We start from the raw sequence: 14,952 nt of genomic DNA, 5'->3' as shown, positions 1-14,952 counted from the left end.
CGATCTCGACGTCGGCGACCGGCACCTCGATGGGTCCGTCGCCGTTGGGCTTGAGATCGACTCCGCGGCAGATCATCTCCGCGCACTCGACGGCTGCGGCCAGCCGTTTGCGCGCGAGGTCGGCCGACAGGTGGGTGACCTCCACGACGTAGTCGTCGACGAAGGTCGGGTCGTCGGGATCGACCGTCGACAACGCCTCCGTCGTGGTGACGCCCATGCCCCGCAGCGTCAGCCATTCCCGGGTGCCGAGCCGGCCGATGGTGATCGCGGCCGAGGGGTCCTCGGAGCCCATCTGCTCGGTGCACCACTGCTCGTAGGGGCAGGTGCTGCACTCGTCCTGGCCAATCGGTTCGACAAGGGGGGCCGGGTCGTCGTCGGAACCCGTGATGCGACAGGCGTTCTCGGCGACCTTAACCCGGAAGGCCTGGTCGTGGTCGTAACGCGCGAGCAGCGAGCGGCGCTTGCTCTGCACTGCCCCGACGCCGGGATTCAGTGCTGGCGGCCGTTGGCGGCAAGGCGATCGATGATTGATTCCACGATCACGACAGGATCGTCGTGTTCCCAGAACCTGAGCACGGTCCACCCGCGCTGTCGCAGAACCTCATCGACTCGACGGTCACGCTCGCGGTTGCCCTCGATCTTGGCGCGCCACCAGTCCCGGTTGGACTTCGGGGCAACTCCGTGGACAGGGCATCCGTGCCAGAAGCAGCCGTCCAGGAACACAACCGTGCGGCGACCCGACCACACGATGTCGCCGCGGAAGGCATGATCGGGGAGAAGCTTGCGGTCGACACGGTAACGGTAACCGCGGCCGTGGAGTCCGCGGCGCACCTGCAATTCTATCTTGGTGCCGGTCGTCTTTTGGGCCTGCATCTGCCGTCGCACCTGCTCGGTCGGCGGCGTCAGCCCAACGCTGCCCGGGAAGGCGTCGTGGCGGCGTCGTGGATCTGCTGGTCCCGACGGCGAGTCTCGGCTGCATGTCACGGGCCTACCTTAGTCTTGCCGCATGAGCAAGGATGTGGCCGACGTTTCGTCATCCAGCTACGCGGTCAGACAGATCCGAGGACCGTTTCTCGAGTTGCCCGAGCATCCTGGCCACGCCGCCTCGGAGAAGGAACTGGTCGCGCTGTGCAGTGAACTGCGTGCCGGCGGTGTTCCATTGGCCGCAGACCTGTTCAGCGGGGCCGGCGGCATGAGTCTAGGGCTGGAGGAGGCGGGTTTCCGGGTGGTGCTGGGGGTCGACCATTACGGCTTCGCTGTCGAGACCCACTGCCACCATTTCGCGGGGATGTCGGTGGAGGAGGACCTGGCCGATCCGGCAACAATCGCACGTGTTGGGAAACTCCTGAAACGCAACAAGATCGAGCTGCTTGCGGGAGGACCGCCGTGCCAACCGTTTTCTCGGGCCGGCCGCTCGATGTTGCGGTGGCGGGTCATGGCCGGCGCGGCTGACCCGCACGACGAGCGCCGAGATCTGTGGCGGTCGTTTCTAGAGGTGGTGCAGCTGGCGCGCCCGCGGGCCGTGATGATGGAGAATGTCCCCGATATGGCGCTGGATCGGGAGATGTTCATCCTGCGCAGCATCACTGAGGAGCTCGAGCAGCTCGGCTACTCGGTGTCGGCGCGGGTGATCGACACCTGGCGCTACGGCGTGCCGCAGATGCGGCAGCGTCTTCTCCTGGTCGCCCTGCGTGACGGTGTCTCGTTCGCCTGGCCCGACGAGTCGGAGAAGCGGGTCACGCTGTGGAACGCCATCGGCGACATGCCCGCGGTCGAGGGCGGCTGGCGTCCGGAGGGCGGGGCGTTCGGCTGGGCCGACTACGGCGGCCCTCGCACCGAATACCAGCGCTGGGTCCGCCGCCGCGTGCCGGCCGAGGACGCGCACAAGCTGTTTGACCACATTACCCGGCCGGTGCGCGACGACGACCGCGCCGCCTTCGAATCGATGACCCACAAGACGAAGTACACCGATCTGGCCCCGCAGTTCCAGCGTTACCGTAAGGACATCTTCGACGACAAGTACAAAAAGCTCGACGAGAACGACCTGTCGCGCACCATCACTGCGCACATCGCCAAGGACGGCTACTGGTACATCCATCCCCGGCAGCCACGCACCCTCACGGTGCGTGAGGCCGCACGGATACAGACGTTCCCCGACGATTTCCGCTTCGCCGGCCCGCCGTCGGTGGCGTTTAAACAGATCGGCAACGCGGTGCCGCCTCTGATCGCGCAGGCGATCGGAGAGGCGCTGCGCGCCTCGCTGGCTGCCGGCACCAAAGCCGGGCTCTCGACCCGCCAGACCTCGGCCAAGCTGGCCCGCTGGTTCCACGACCTTCCGTCGGTGCCTACGATGCCATGGTTGAGGACCACCAGCCGATGGAAATTCGTCCTGGGGGAGATGCTGCTCGACCGGGCCACGCCCACCGTGATCGGCGCCGTGTGGAAGGTCATCGACAGTCCCGAACACGACTTAAGCCCCGGCGAGCTTCCCGAGCCCGGCGCGGTGGATCTGCTTGACGAACTAATGTCCGGAGTCGATCGCGGGCAACGGATCTCATCGGTGCGACGACTCGCCGGCCAGATGGCGACCGCGCCGCAGGCCCTCTGGGCGCCGACCATCGATCGGACCGCGCTGCCGGCCATCCCGGCGTCATTGGCGGACCTGGTGGAGCTGGCGCTGCCCATCACAGCCGACGGCGCGGAGAGCGACGAGCCGGTCCTGATCACCAAAGGTGTTCTGCGGGTGGCGAGCAGGTTTCAGGGCAACGACGCCGACAAGCGTAACGTGCAGACCGATGGCCGGATCGCGGTGGCGGCGATGATCGGTCTGGGTGACCATTCGCGCTCGGCGCACCTGGCGCTGATCGCGTTGGCCAACGAAGTCTGTCTGGTAGACAGACCCCGCTGCGCCGAGTGCCCGCTGAGTCGGTGGTGCGCGAGCCGGGGACCCTAGAAGCCGAGCCCACGCGCCAAATCGGGGTGCTGGTCACGCATCACCGCCATCACCTGGCGGAACCCGTCGTACTGGCCGGACTGGATGGCCGCGGATTTCAGCGCCAACCCCACCTCCGACAGCGCCCCGCTGGCGGGTGTCTTGTCGTCACGCCCGGAAAGGTCGATGTCGGCATCGTCGCCGGCGTCGGCATTGTGGCGACGGTAGACCCTGTCAGCGAGGATGCACAGCTCGCTGACAGGCCGGTCGAGCATCTGTTTGAGCTGGGCGGGCACCAGAACCCGCATCTTGGCGACATTGATGTTGAAGATCTCGTCGAGGGTGCTGGTGAAGTCCAGGCTCGCGCGGGCCAGCTTGGTATGTTCGTCGATGCCGCGGGTGCCCGCCCAGCTGCCCCATTGGACCAGTCGGTTCTCGCGGTAGACGTAGAGACCCTGCTGCCGGTTCCAGTTCAGCGGTCCGGCGGCGTCCTCGAACGCATCGAGGGAGCTGAACGTCTTCCTGCCGGGCAGGATGTAGCGCCGCAAGGTCACCGCCCCAACCCCGCCGGCGCTTTCCAGCTCGAACTGCTGGGTCGACAGCTCCTGGGTGCCGGCCTCGTGCCGGACGAACGGGTCCCACGCGCGCACCTTGTCACCGTTGACCCGGATCGTGATCCGGGGAGCGTTGTTTTCGCCGGTCAGGAATCGGTGAAACACCATGGCCAGGTGCCGCTTCGTCTTATTTCCGAGGACCTCGAAGCGTCGCTTGGCCCACCCGCCGTCGGCGCCGGAGGCGGGCAGCACGCGGTCGAGGTTCTGCCACACGACGACGGTTCCCGTGTCCGTGCCGAGCATCTCCTCGCAGCGCGCGACGGCGTGATCGCGGGGGTTCTCGGCCAGGACCCACTCGTCGAACTCGGCGATGAGGTCGAGGTCCAGCGAGCGCCACAGCGGCGTTTTCCGCTCAGCCGGCCTGGAAACCACCGTCACGCAGCGGGCCTGCGACAACGAGGCCGTTTTGAGGCCCAGCCCGTAACGACCCAGGTCGCCGCAACCGTAGGCTCGGCGGCTGCCGAACCGCAGCGCCTCAGTCATCGCGCGGGCATTGAGACCCCAGCCGTTATCGGCGATGTACACCGCGGAGTCCGGACCGGCGAACTCGATCTCCACCGCGACGTCGGTGGCCCCGGCCGATATGCTGTTGTCGATCAGATCGGCGACCGCGCTGACGAAGTCGTAGCCGATATCTCGCAACGAGGACGTGAGCCGGGCCGCCGACGGCGCCGCACTCGAAAGTTTCATCGCAGCTTCCCTCCCGGTTCGAGGCTGTTGATGGGCATTTAATCAGCATGGTCAGACAACCAGTCGCCGACTCGCGGCTGAGTGTCGGCTTTAAAGGTCTCGGCCAGGTTCGCGGGCCCACCCTCGTAGTCTCATTGTGTGGATGGCGAGCGCACTCGGGATAACTTGGCCCCCGCGGTACCGGATCCGGCCCCGGCATGTTCGCAATGTCAACTTGAGGCCGGCGTGACGGTTTCAATTGGCCCCCACCTAGGCGGTTTTGCGGGCGTGGGCGAGCCGGTAAGAGGTTGACCCGTCCCGGCGTTTCCGGAGACTCGCAGCTTCATCAGGGCTGCCTGTCTAGCCCACAAATGGTGTTGGGCTCCGACTATCCGGCGGAACCGTCGAATTTGAACCCCGAATCCTCGAGCCGTCGCATGACGTCCAGCAGGTAGAGGCTTTGACGTTCGGACGGTATGTCGCCCTTGATGACGACATTGAGAATTCCGAGGTCCTTGGGCGATAGGACACGGCGTTGGGTTCCGAAGTCAGCTGCCGTCGTCCAGATCGGCGTGGCGATCTTCAACACTTTCATCTGGGCCTCGATACCGTCGTCGATCTTCTGCACCGCGCGGGCGTCCTTTCTGGCGACGACTCGTTGTTCTCGCCGGACAAGTTCGGCGAGGAACTCTTCGGAGAGCGGAATCTGTGCCTGCGCCACTGAATCCCAGCACTCCTTCCTCTTCGCCCACTCGGTGACGTTTTGAACCCCGCGATTCGGGGCGGTAAGGAAGCCGAATACAACTTCACCGATCTTAAGTGCGGTATCGCTCATGGCTGACGAAATGGACTGGGAATTCCAGATGGACATGAGATCGATCTGCCTACCGCCGGCTTGTCGATCGACCTCGTAAATAATCTTGGCGATCGTGTACGTCACAATGTTCGCCAGATAACCTTTGTCATACCATTCCGCTCGCGAGATCAGGTTTCGGAACTCGTTGTAAACGACGGCCTTCGCCACGACTTCCTTGAAGTAGAGCTCGTTGAAATCAGTGGGTGCCTTCTCCCACCTTGTGCCGACCGCGTCGGCGAATGCGACGAAGTTCTTTTGGGCCCCAGCACTGACCATGTGGGGCTTCTGATCGAAGGACACCTCGTACTTGGCAAGGTCGGTTTTGGTGATGACCTGCCTGCGTGGATAAGTGGCGTCGAACTTCTTTTGCTGGCTTACTGAAAGTTTCGCCCGTTCATTGGCGTATTGTCCGCGGGTGCGTTCATAAAACCATTTGGTCTGGAAATTGACCCCCGGCTGTGCGGGTACGAGCACGCGACGGGACAGCTCCTCCAGACGGACGTGGTAAGGGCTGTTGGAGAAGAAGTCCACCTCACTTACCCGGTTCTGGCTGTTGGCGTATCGCGAAATGTTGGGAACTATCTCGACGGCCCGTTCGGGGTCGACCACAACGAGCTTCATCTGGACGTAAACGGGCGCGAGGTCGGCCGCGCGCTCCTCTCGTCGGATGAAGAATAACGAGGCCGTGGTCTGGCCCCCGTTGACGATTTGAAGATCACGGATCATTTGCAGGGAACACTGACCGCCGATTCCTCCCTTTGTCTTGACCCCCGTCGCCGTGGCGGTGATCCCATTGTTGTAGGCGAGGAACATTCCGGGTTCCTTCTGCACCGTGGTGCGGATACCTTTGTTCACCTTGCCGCGGGCGCTGAGATAGGACCGAACGTTGCTCTCGAGCAGTCGACTTCCGTAACGTTCGTAGAGATCGGCGATGATCGCACCGGGCACGGCGGCGAGGTATGTCGAGAAGTCTTCTGTTTGGCTGATTTCCAGCGCGGGGAGGCCGCCCTGCAACCAGCACGTGAGATCGATGTCGAGCGCCTCCCTACCCTGCTTGGACTCGTGGACTTGGTATAGGCGCGACATGTCCCAGATGTGGTACTCGATCGGTACCCCGTCAAGTCCCGATGTCTCAATGGTCTTCGACCGGTCGCTGAGCTTTGCATCGGTGATCAGGTACAGCCGGTACCGGGTGATGCTGCGGCCTCGTTGCCGCAACGATTCAGCAAGCATGTAGGCCGGTGAGCTTTCCTCGCGTTCACGGACGAAATCGCCACTGCGGGCCTCGCGTAGGAAGTTTTCAAGCTGCGTGAGGGTGCGCTTCGTGTCAGCCATGGTCAGAGTGGAAAGCGTCTCTGAGCCGGTGAACACCAGCGCAGCCAATGCGACAGAACCGTCGGGGTCGTCGAGGTCGTAACCGTCGACAACTAATTTGCGTCTGCCGGACCCGGTACCCTCGAAGTGGAGCAGCGTCAGGTTCTCGATCTCGCCGGCATCCTCGAGTTCCTCGGCTACTTCGGCCATGAACGACGAGGACTTGTAGTCGTTCTCCAAATCGGCTCGCAGTGAAACCTTGTTGCGGAGATCTTGGTGATACTCGTCCAAATCCATTGTTCTGCCTCTCGATTCGCGACGCGCCTATGCCTTGTGGTCCTCGACGGGATGGGCCTCGGTGGTGACTTCGGATCCCGCGGCCCACGTGTACGACATGAAGTCGGCGATGCCGTGTAACGCAACGTCGTATCGAACATTGTCGATGGCGGGGTTCAGGGCAGTTCTTCTGATCGCCGGAAAGGCGATGTCCACGCGGTAGTTGGCGCACGCGTTGATGAAGAACCAGAAATCGTCGTAATAGGTGTCGGCGATGTCGACTTCGAGCGCCCTGATCCGCGCGTGTAGTTCATCGGCGTCGGCCACGTTGTCGCCCAGCATCGTCTCGATTCGTTCAACCACTGTCGGCAGGGACACGGCATCGTCGGTCGATCGGTCGACGTCCGTGACGGTGATGACGGCCAGCTCCAATGACCTGGACCCGGGGTCGAGCTGTTCGACCGAGGAAATCCGCACTGACTTCGCATCGGGGTATATTGCTTTGACTTCGTAGGACTGTCCGGAAGGCAGATTGAAGTCCTGGGGACTGCCGAAGGGGCCCGTCCACGCTTGGATTACGGTGGACGGGGGCACCGACTGGGTGAGATGGAAGAATCCGAACCAAAGTTCACCCATCAGGCCGCGTATCGCCGGTAGTGACAGGTGTTGGTTCGAACCGTAGGCGAACAGTGCTTTCCAGCGTTCAACGGTCCGCACCAACAGCTGCAGGGCGTGTGCCTCATTGCGCCCCTTGCGCGAGCTGTCGACGAGATCCTCGCCGAGGCGCATGAACGCGTCGGCGAAACGATTGTCCCGCAAGGTGATCGAAAGCGTCCAGCGGCTGTCCAGCGTGCGGACGCCGCGGTCGACGATGACTGCGTCCGACAGCGTCACCAGGCCCGGCTTCGACTCGCATATGACGAAGAAGAGTGGGCGTCCGCCTCGGTCGCTGCCGTAAAAGAGTGTGAGCGGGTGGCCCTTGCCGACCTCTACCTGACGACCTGGGTCCTCGCGGATGAGTCGACGCCATACGTCGATGAAGCCGTCAGACATCGACGTCCTCGTCGATCAGGAGATCCTCGAAGTCCGGAAACCAGGTCCGTATGGCAACCGAGTTTATGACGTATTCAATGTCGCCGCTATCGTCGCGGAGCGCGTCTCCGGGAAAAGCGAGTTTGAGGGCGACAACGAGAACGCCCGCTTCGCGGATCGCATCGGCCGCTTGCTGCGCAGGCGATTTCGTTCCGCCGTTCGATCCGACACGCTCTACGCCTTCCGCTGGCCTCAGCGCGTAGACTAGGAGCGCCGGCCTTTCGAGATGCGGGTAATACTCGATTTCAGGTACCGACTTTTTGGGCACCTTCTTTGCGAACGCGGCACGGACTTCGGCGACCGCCTCAGGGCTCATCACGTTCGTCAGATCGTCGGCGCCCGCGAGTCTGGCGCTTTTGCCTCCTAGGCGTAACTCACCACTCTGGCCTTTGATGAACGCGCGGCGTGGCGGCTTGAATGTGACTGGGCCGATTTTGTGCTCGCTGGCGGATTTCTCGCCGTTTACGAGCACGACGTCCCAGGTCCGGAATCGATCGGAGCCGTTGTTGCGCACGAACTTGCTGATGGCGGCCTGAGAGAACAACTCGTCGGTACCGTGTGCTTTGAAGTTGTCGAGGAAGTCGGCGATCGTTGCTTTGGGCACGCCCTGCCACCACCGATAAACCCGTCTGGTGTCGTCGTGGCGGTATGCGGCGACGTCGATCCCGCCGAGGAACGCCTCCAGCGCTTGGTAGTTCGATTTCAACGCGTCAGCATCGGAGGGCAGTTTGACGGTTTCGATTCGCTTGCCGATCAAGGAGATTATCGCGGTGCGTGTTTCGGCCGCCTTCATTTTGTTTCTCGCTGTCACGAGCAGGGCGCCGGGATGTTTGCGGACCGCCAAGCCGAAGTCCTTGGGCGTGAGTTTTTGATCGAACATTGCACGCAGATCTCGACGCAGCTCGGCGACCGAGTCGGCGACGAATCTGTAGTCGGCGGCGACCGAGGGGTCTATCCATAGGCGGCAGAGGTCGTGGTATCCGTCCCGGTAGCCGAACCACCGCGCCATCTGGAGCAGGGTGTCCGACGCGCCTGTGCGGCGCCAGAAATAACTGGTGCTCAAGCCGTCCAGGGTTAAGCCACGGCTCAGGACATCACCGCCCACGGCGATCAGACGTTTGGGCCGATCCCAGATGACCTCCTCCTCGGCGAGCTGGCGATCCCTGTCTGAGTTATAGAGTTGGACCCGGATATCGGACACCGCCGGGGCAAGTGCGGAGAGCACTTCATGCCAACTAAACTCGCAGTCGGGATAGACCGACCGGTAGGTCTTTTCGAGCTTCGTCAGCTCCTCGTTGGGTTCGCCACGAGCGTGGAGCACCGAGTGCAGCTCCACGGCGTTCTTGATGGCCGCCACCTCCGCCCCGACCAAGTCGAAGACCTGACGCTGAACGCGCTTGAACCGGCTCACGTTGACCAGCATGGACCGAGGTTCGATGTGATGCCTCAGGTCGCGAACCGCGTTGGCGATGAAAAACGCTCTTATGGCCTCGATGAGGCTCTCGGGAAGCCCGTCGATCTGGTAGTCGGACTTGTGTTTTAGTGGGATCCGGTCCTCCACATCGTCCAGCTCGATGATGTTGGTGGTGTTCTCCTCGCCGGTGAGACCGAACGTCGCCTCGGCCCCGACATAATTCGAGGGGGACTCAAGCGCGTATATGAAGTCTCGTGGGAACAGATCATCGGTGTTCTCGCAGTCGATGAAAATGTTCGCGAACGGTGTTGCCGTGAAAGCGATATACGAACTTCTGGAGAACTGGGCCAGGATCCCGCGTATCGCGTCGTTGATCGCGGTCGGGTTGGTCTCCTCCCGCGTGTTTACCGACGCGTAATCCGACTCGTCGTCTAGGAGCAGGAGCGGAACATCGAGTTGTCCGGAAGTCTTTGGTTGCTCATCTAGCCACCGCGAAAGCGCGAGAAGGACGCTTTTGTTCTTCTTCATCACAAACACGTAGGGAGCCGAGCCCCGCGAGTCGATGGTGATGCTGGTCGCCTCGTGACTGCTCTTCGTAAAGTCGCGTGCGGCGGTCGTCATTCCCAGTGCATTGGCGATCTGCTTGTTGATCCCGCCGACTCCGATAAGTTTCGGACTCACGGAGGTACCGGCGCGTGGAGTGCTCCTCGAGGTGTCGCGTCCGATGAATCCCTGGTCGACTCGATGCTGGGTCTGCTGGCGGAGGTATTCGGTGTGGCCGGCCAGCACGATGATCAAGCGGTAGCCCGCGTCGGCGGCTTTGTTGAACAACGCGAGGTAAGACGCCGTCTTGCCGGACTGCACGTCGCCTAGCACCAGACCCCGTCGAGCCCACACCCCTTCGACGGTTGGGTCGCCAGCGAAGTCGAGGACCTGGTCGGTGAGCTCATCGAGCTTCTCGACGACGGGTGGCGGCCATTTCGAATTGATCAGGTACTGCTTGTAGGTGAGCCAACGCGACCAGGTGATGTCCCGCCGCTTGTCGGCGAGCCAGGGTTCGTAGTCCTCGGCCCAGATAGCAACTCCCCGCTCGACGTCGATGCTTAGCCTTTCGATGAGTCTTCGCGTGAGCTCTTCACAGTCAACGTCGGTGGCTCCTGGTGCGGTGATCGGTCGGTATCTCTTGATCTGCTCGCGCAACTCCTCTTCGGTGTGATTGGCGTTCCCGAGCAGACTGGTCACGATGGACTCGAGGTTTCGAAGTTGTATGCCGAGCTCGTCGGCGGTGTCAGCAGTCATCAGTCTGTCGCTCTCTTTAGGAGTCCAATGGGATCTTTGGCCAGGCAGAACGGCTCGACGTACTGGAAAAGCGAAACGAACTGGTCGACGGTTGTCCCGTCAGCCCGCTTGAGATCCCAAAGTCGCTGGGCCAACGGGAGAAGTTCACTTTCGTCCGACTGCTCAGTCGATGGCGTCTTGTCGCCGCCGATCCTGTTGTAGGCGTCGTAGATGGGAAAGTTCTCTTCAATGAGTTGGAGGGCCCGTCCGATGTCCGATGCGACGGTCCCGTCGACCTCCGCGCCGATCGCCTTGATCAGCGGATGGTCGCGGTTAATCGAATATCGGAAGCCGTCCCGATCTTCTATCAGCGTCCAGACCCGGGTGATCCGGTCACCGGTCGCGGCTCGGCCGCGGTAACGATGCGCCGTGCGGCTCGGCTCGATGATTCGGTCCACGATCCTGCGCAACTCCCTCTTGACCGCAGGTGGCGGCACCGCCGCCGACTTCTTGATGTCAAGCGCCCACAGGTGATCCAACGTGTTCGGCACGTCGACCTTCACCCGCGCCAGGCGGCCGGTGTCGTCTTTGGGAACGATGCTGAACCAGGTGCCCCAGATTACGAGCCGCAATTGGCGGTAGATGTAGAAACCCTGGCTGTCACGCAAGGTTGTGGTCACACCAGCCCGTCGTCGGTCCGCTTCGGTCAGCTTGCTGATGAAGGGCAGGGTGTAGGGCCGCGCGGACACGATCTCCCCGTCGACGTGAAAGGATTCGACCGGCCCGGCTTGGGTCGCACGGCGGTCTTCCAGGAATGGATCGATCTTTTCCGGCTCCTTGCCATTGATGCGTATCGAGAAAGGCCGACCGTGTTCCCCGTTGAGGTACCGATGAAAGACCAATGCCAGGTGGTCACGCGTTGCCGCTAATGCCTCGTCGAGCGACTTCGACGACGTACCAAGGGCGTCGACGAGGTAGTCGAGATCCCGCCAGAGCACCATGGTCCCGTGTTCCGTCGACAGAAGATCGACCGTCCTTGGTAGGGCGCGGATTTCGTCCGGGCTGAGCTCGATCAGGGCCCATCGGCCGGCTTCAGCGAGGTGATCCAGGCTCCACGTGTAACCGCACACCTCTCGGTCCCTGCTGGAGACAACCGTCAGCGTGCGGCACTGCGACAGCGACGCGGTCTTCAATCCGAGCCCGAACCGCCCCAGATCGGTCTCCCCACGCGGTGCTTTGGGGTTGCGGCCTGCGAGTCGCATCGCATTCTGCACGTCAGCCGCGGACATTCCGTCGCCGTCGTCGATGATTGCCAGATGGTCGGGCATGGAGGAGTTGAAGTAGATGTCGACGTTCGCGGCTTTGGCCGAGATCGAGTTGTCGACGATATCGGCGACCGCGGTCTGGAGGGTGTAGCCCACGGCGCGCATCGACTCCATGAGCTGTGGCTCGGGAGGGACTTCAACTTCTCGCACGACGGCTCCATGTGATTTTCGTTGACAGCTCGCGGGTAACCGGGTCAGCGGCGCACCCGCGACAAAGCGGGACGTTACTACCGCGGTCCGACAACGAGGTCGTTTCCGCCCAGTCGATCGTCGCAAGCTTTGCGGGCCAACTCACGACCGGCTTCCCTTAGGCTGATCGAGCGGATAGTGTCGCCCTCGTCTGGACGTGCCGCGAGCTTGTGCCTGCCCACCGACACCTCGCGTTGGACATAGAACCACGCCGAGCCGGCGTCGCGCAGGCGTTCGCCTTCAGGTTCTTACATGCGGCATCGAAGAAACTCCTGTGCGATGTCGCCCGAGGCCCTTAGTCTCCTCCGCGAGGAGGAACTGTGGGGGACGACACCTTAAAGAGCTACGTGCTGGCGCTCGCCGACGCCGACGAATCGCTGAGCGAACCGGCCCGGCTGGCGGTGTTAGCCGCGCTCGAGGATCCCGACGTCTTGTCCGAAGCACTGGGCGGCGCCTCGGAACACCTCACCCGCGCGTTGACCGCGCGAGCCGACGAGCCCAGCCGCGATCCCGTCGGGGCCTACCTCGAGTCGATCACGGTGTCCGGCTTCCGGGGGATGGGCGCCAAGGTGAGGGTGCCGTTGCAGCCTGGCCCGGGTCTCATCGTGATCGCCGGACGCAACGGGTCGGGCAAGTCCACCCTGGCTGAAGCTCTGGAACTGGCGCTGACCTGGGTGAACTCCCGGTGGCAAGACAAGCCGGTCGTGTGGTCGCAGGCGTGGCGCAACCTGCACGCCGGTGAGCCGGCGCAGATCCGGATCGGCATTACCGAGGAAGGGGCGGGCACGACGACGATCGACGTCGACTGGCCGCCGGGCGCCGAGGTCCCGGTGGGCGAGATGCAGTCCTGGGTGCAGCGCAAAGGCCAGAAGCGTGAACCGGTGGCGGCGCTGGGCTGGGACGCCGCGCTCACGATGTACCGGCCGCTGCTGAGCTACGCCGAGCTCAGCGGCATCCTCGAGGGCAGGCCGAGCGAGTTCTACGACCAGCTGTACCGGCTGCTGGGCCTGGAACAACTCACCCAAGCCATCAACGTCCTCGACGCCGAGGTCAAGAAGCTTCGCGAGCCCGCCGTCGGTCTGAAGAAGTTCGCCGACGGCCTGAAACCGGTGCTCGCCGACTATGAGGATCCGCGTGCAGCCGTCCCGCTCGCGCAGGTGAAGAAGACCAAACCCGACCTGGAGGCGGTGCGGCCGCTGGTCACCGAGCCGGCCGCCGATATCCCCGCCGCGTGGGAGCAGGCGCGGCACCTGCTGGCGCCGACGGCCGAGGAAGCCGACCCCAAATGTGTCGCCCTGCGGTCGGCGGCGCAAGCTGAACGGCGAGAAGTGTTGCGCGTCGACGCTTTAGCGGCCGACCGCGCCCAGCTGCTCGAGTCCAGCCTGGAATTCCACCACCAGCACGGCGACCAGCCCTGCCCCGTCTGCGGGCGGGGGACCCTCGACCAGGACTGGGCCCTGGCCGCGCGTGCGGCCCTCGAACGCGACCAAAGCGCCCTGCGTGACCTGACCGCCGCGCGCGCCGAGAGCCAGCAGGCGCGGTCGGCGTTGGTGGCCATGGTCCGCTCGGTGGCCCGGCCGCCGCGCGCCGACCCCGACCTCGGCACGCTCGCGGACGCGCGCGACGCCTACGAACGCTTCGCCGAGCTGCCCGTCGGGGACGACCCGGGCTTGGCCGATCACGTGGAGGCCGCGCTGCCGCCACTGCGGGCGGCATATGAGGCGCTAGCGCAAGAAGCCGCGGAACTCGTCAAAGCCCGCGAGGACGCATGGAGTCCGGTGGCCCGCCAGCTCGCGGCGTGGCTCCACATGGCTGAGGCCGCCGCCGCGGTGGCCGCGCCGCTGGCGGTGGCGACCGAAGCCCTGAAGTGGTTGCAGGCCAACGCCGGCCAACTGCGCAACGAGCGAATCGAGCCGTTGGCGGAGCGGTCTCGGCAGATCTGGGCAACCCTGCGCCAGAAAAGCAACGTGGAACTGGGCGGCATCCGGCTGGAAGGACAGAAGACCAACCGCCGGGTGGTGCTGCACGCCGCCGTCGACGGATCCGAGACCGAGGCGTTCGGGGTGATGAGCCAGGGCGAACTGCAGGCGCTGGCTTTGGCCATTTTCATTCCGCGCGCCACATCGTCCGAAAGCCCGTTCCGGTTCCTGGTTTTCGACGATCCGATTCAAGCGATGGACCCCTCGAAGATCGACGGGTTCCTAGAGGTCTTGACATCGCTCGCCAAGGACCGCCAGGTGATCGTGCTTACCCACGACAACCGGCTGCCGGCCGCGATCCGTGCCTCGCGCGCGCCGGCGCGGATCGTGGAGGTCACGCGCGCGCCGGACTCGGCCATCAGCGTGGTGGAATCGACGCGGCCTGCCACGCGGCTGCTTGACGACGCCTTCGCGATCGCGGCAGACGACGCGGTGCCCGAGGACATCAAGCGATCCGCGATCCCGGCGCTGTGCCGGGAAGCGCTGGAGGCGGCCGCGTGGGACGTCTACTCGTCGAAGGCCCTCGCAGGTGGGCGATCTCGCGAAGAAATCGAAGATGCCTGGGGGAAGGCCACAAAGACGGCGAGGCGCCTGGCGCTGGCCCTGTCAGGCAACGCCGAGGACGATGCGGCGGTGAACAAGTGGAAGGCAGGCGGATTCGAGAGGAAGAGAACGTTGTCGGTGGTCAACAAGGGTGTCCACGCCGGGGTGTGGGATTACAAGGGCGCCGTCAATGATGCCCGCCTGGTGGTCGGCGACCTCGTTGGGGGTGCCGCGTGATCGGGCGGCCTGCGCTGCTCGACTACGCCGACGAGGTGCTCGACGGACACTTCGCGTTGGGTTCTCGAGCGCCACGGACGGCGGCGCTGCTTGCGCGCCTGGCGCTCGAGGACTGGCTCGACGAAGAGAGTGCTTCCTGGGCGGCGAACAGCGTGAAACATCCGACGACGAATTCGAAACTCGTTGTTTTGTGCAGGAATAGGGGAGTAGAGGTGAGTGAGCGCGCTCGGCGGG

Annotated in this window: 8 protein-coding genes; 2 read left to right on the top strand and 6 right to left on the bottom strand. The window is 63.8% G+C overall.

The features are described 5' to 3' along the window. Positions 1 to 489: 489 nt before the first annotated feature. Positions 490 to 984 (bottom strand): very short patch repair endonuclease, encoded by a 495-nt coding sequence (locus ACJ512_RS19405; RefSeq protein WP_407687361.1) that lies wholly within the window; start codon positions 982 to 984, stop codon positions 490 to 492. A gap of 22 nt (positions 985 to 1,006) precedes the next feature. On the opposite strand from ACJ512_RS19405, the gene ACJ512_RS19400 reads away from it, so the two are divergent. Beyond that, positions 1,007 to 2,953, top strand: a complete 1,947-nt coding sequence (locus ACJ512_RS19400; RefSeq protein WP_407687362.1) for a DNA cytosine methyltransferase — start codon at positions 1,007 to 1,009, stop codon at positions 2,951 to 2,953. Here the strand turns inward: ACJ512_RS19400 and ACJ512_RS19395 are convergent. The 5 genes from ACJ512_RS19395 to ACJ512_RS19375 form a co-directional block, all read right to left on the bottom strand. After that, a complete protein-coding gene (locus ACJ512_RS19395; protein WP_407687363.1) occupies positions 2,950 to 4,236 on the bottom strand; it encodes an ATP-binding protein in 1,287 nt (428 codons plus the stop codon). The two genes, ACJ512_RS19400 and ACJ512_RS19395, sit on opposite strands and share 4 nt — an antisense overlap. 367 nt (positions 4,237 to 4,603) lie before the next feature. After that, the gene (locus ACJ512_RS19390) at positions 4,604 to 6,682 is read right to left on the bottom strand and encodes an AIPR family protein (protein ID WP_407687364.1); all 2,079 of its coding nucleotides are present in this window, start codon (positions 6,680 to 6,682) and stop codon (positions 4,604 to 4,606) included. 27 nt (positions 6,683 to 6,709) lie between these two features. Then, the gene (locus tag ACJ512_RS19385) at positions 6,710 to 7,714 is read right to left on the bottom strand and encodes a PD-(D/E)XK motif protein (protein WP_407687365.1); all 1,005 of its coding nucleotides are present in this window, start codon (positions 7,712 to 7,714) and stop codon (positions 6,710 to 6,712) included. Beyond that, complete coding sequence (locus ACJ512_RS19380; protein WP_407687366.1) at positions 7,707 to 10,466, bottom strand: Z1 domain-containing protein; 2,760 nt, start codon at positions 10,464 to 10,466, stop codon at positions 7,707 to 7,709. Before ACJ512_RS19380 ends, ACJ512_RS19385 begins: the two co-directional genes overlap by 8 nt. Continuing rightward, positions 10,466 to 11,884 (bottom strand): ATP-binding protein, encoded by a 1,419-nt coding sequence (locus tag ACJ512_RS19375; protein WP_461479809.1) that lies wholly within the window; start codon positions 11,882 to 11,884, stop codon positions 10,466 to 10,468. Before ACJ512_RS19375 ends, ACJ512_RS19380 begins: the two co-directional genes overlap by 1 nt. Positions 11,885 to 12,279: 395 nt before the next feature. Between ACJ512_RS19375 and ACJ512_RS19370 the strand changes: the two genes are divergently transcribed. Continuing rightward, positions 12,280 to 14,718 carry an AAA family ATPase gene (locus ACJ512_RS19370; RefSeq protein ID WP_407687368.1) on the top strand — a complete coding sequence of 813 codons (2,439 nt, stop codon included), beginning with the start codon at positions 12,280 to 12,282 and terminating at the stop codon, positions 14,716 to 14,718. Positions 14,719 to 14,952 lie beyond the last annotated feature (234 nt).

The organism is Mycobacterium cajalii, assembly GCF_045809005.2.
Classification (GTDB): domain Bacteria; phylum Actinomycetota; class Actinomycetes; order Mycobacteriales; family Mycobacteriaceae; genus Mycobacterium.
The sequence above is the reverse complement of the archived record's forward strand: the minus strand, read 5'-3'. Positions and strand labels throughout refer to the sequence as shown.

Coding starts and splice junctions, on each gene's coding strand:
- ACJ512_RS19380 (WP_407687366.1), bottom strand. CDS start 10,466: ATGACTGCTGACACCGCCGACGAGCTCGGCATACAACTTCGAAACCTC.
- ACJ512_RS19395 (WP_407687363.1), bottom strand. CDS start 4,236: ATGAAACTTTCGAGTGCGGCGCCGTCGGCGGCCCGGCTCACGTCCTCG.
- ACJ512_RS19385 (WP_407687365.1), bottom strand. CDS start 7,714: ATGTCTGACGGCTTCATCGACGTATGGCGTCGACTCATCCGCGAGGAC.
- ACJ512_RS19390 (WP_407687364.1), bottom strand. CDS start 6,682: ATGGATTTGGACGAGTATCACCAAGATCTCCGCAACAAGGTTTCACTG.
- ACJ512_RS19400 (WP_407687362.1), top strand. CDS start 1,007: ATGAGCAAGGATGTGGCCGACGTTTCGTCATCCAGCTACGCGGTCAGA.
- ACJ512_RS19375 (WP_461479809.1), bottom strand. CDS start 11,884: ATGGAGTCGATGCGCGCCGTGGGCTACACCCTCCAGACCGCGGTCGCC.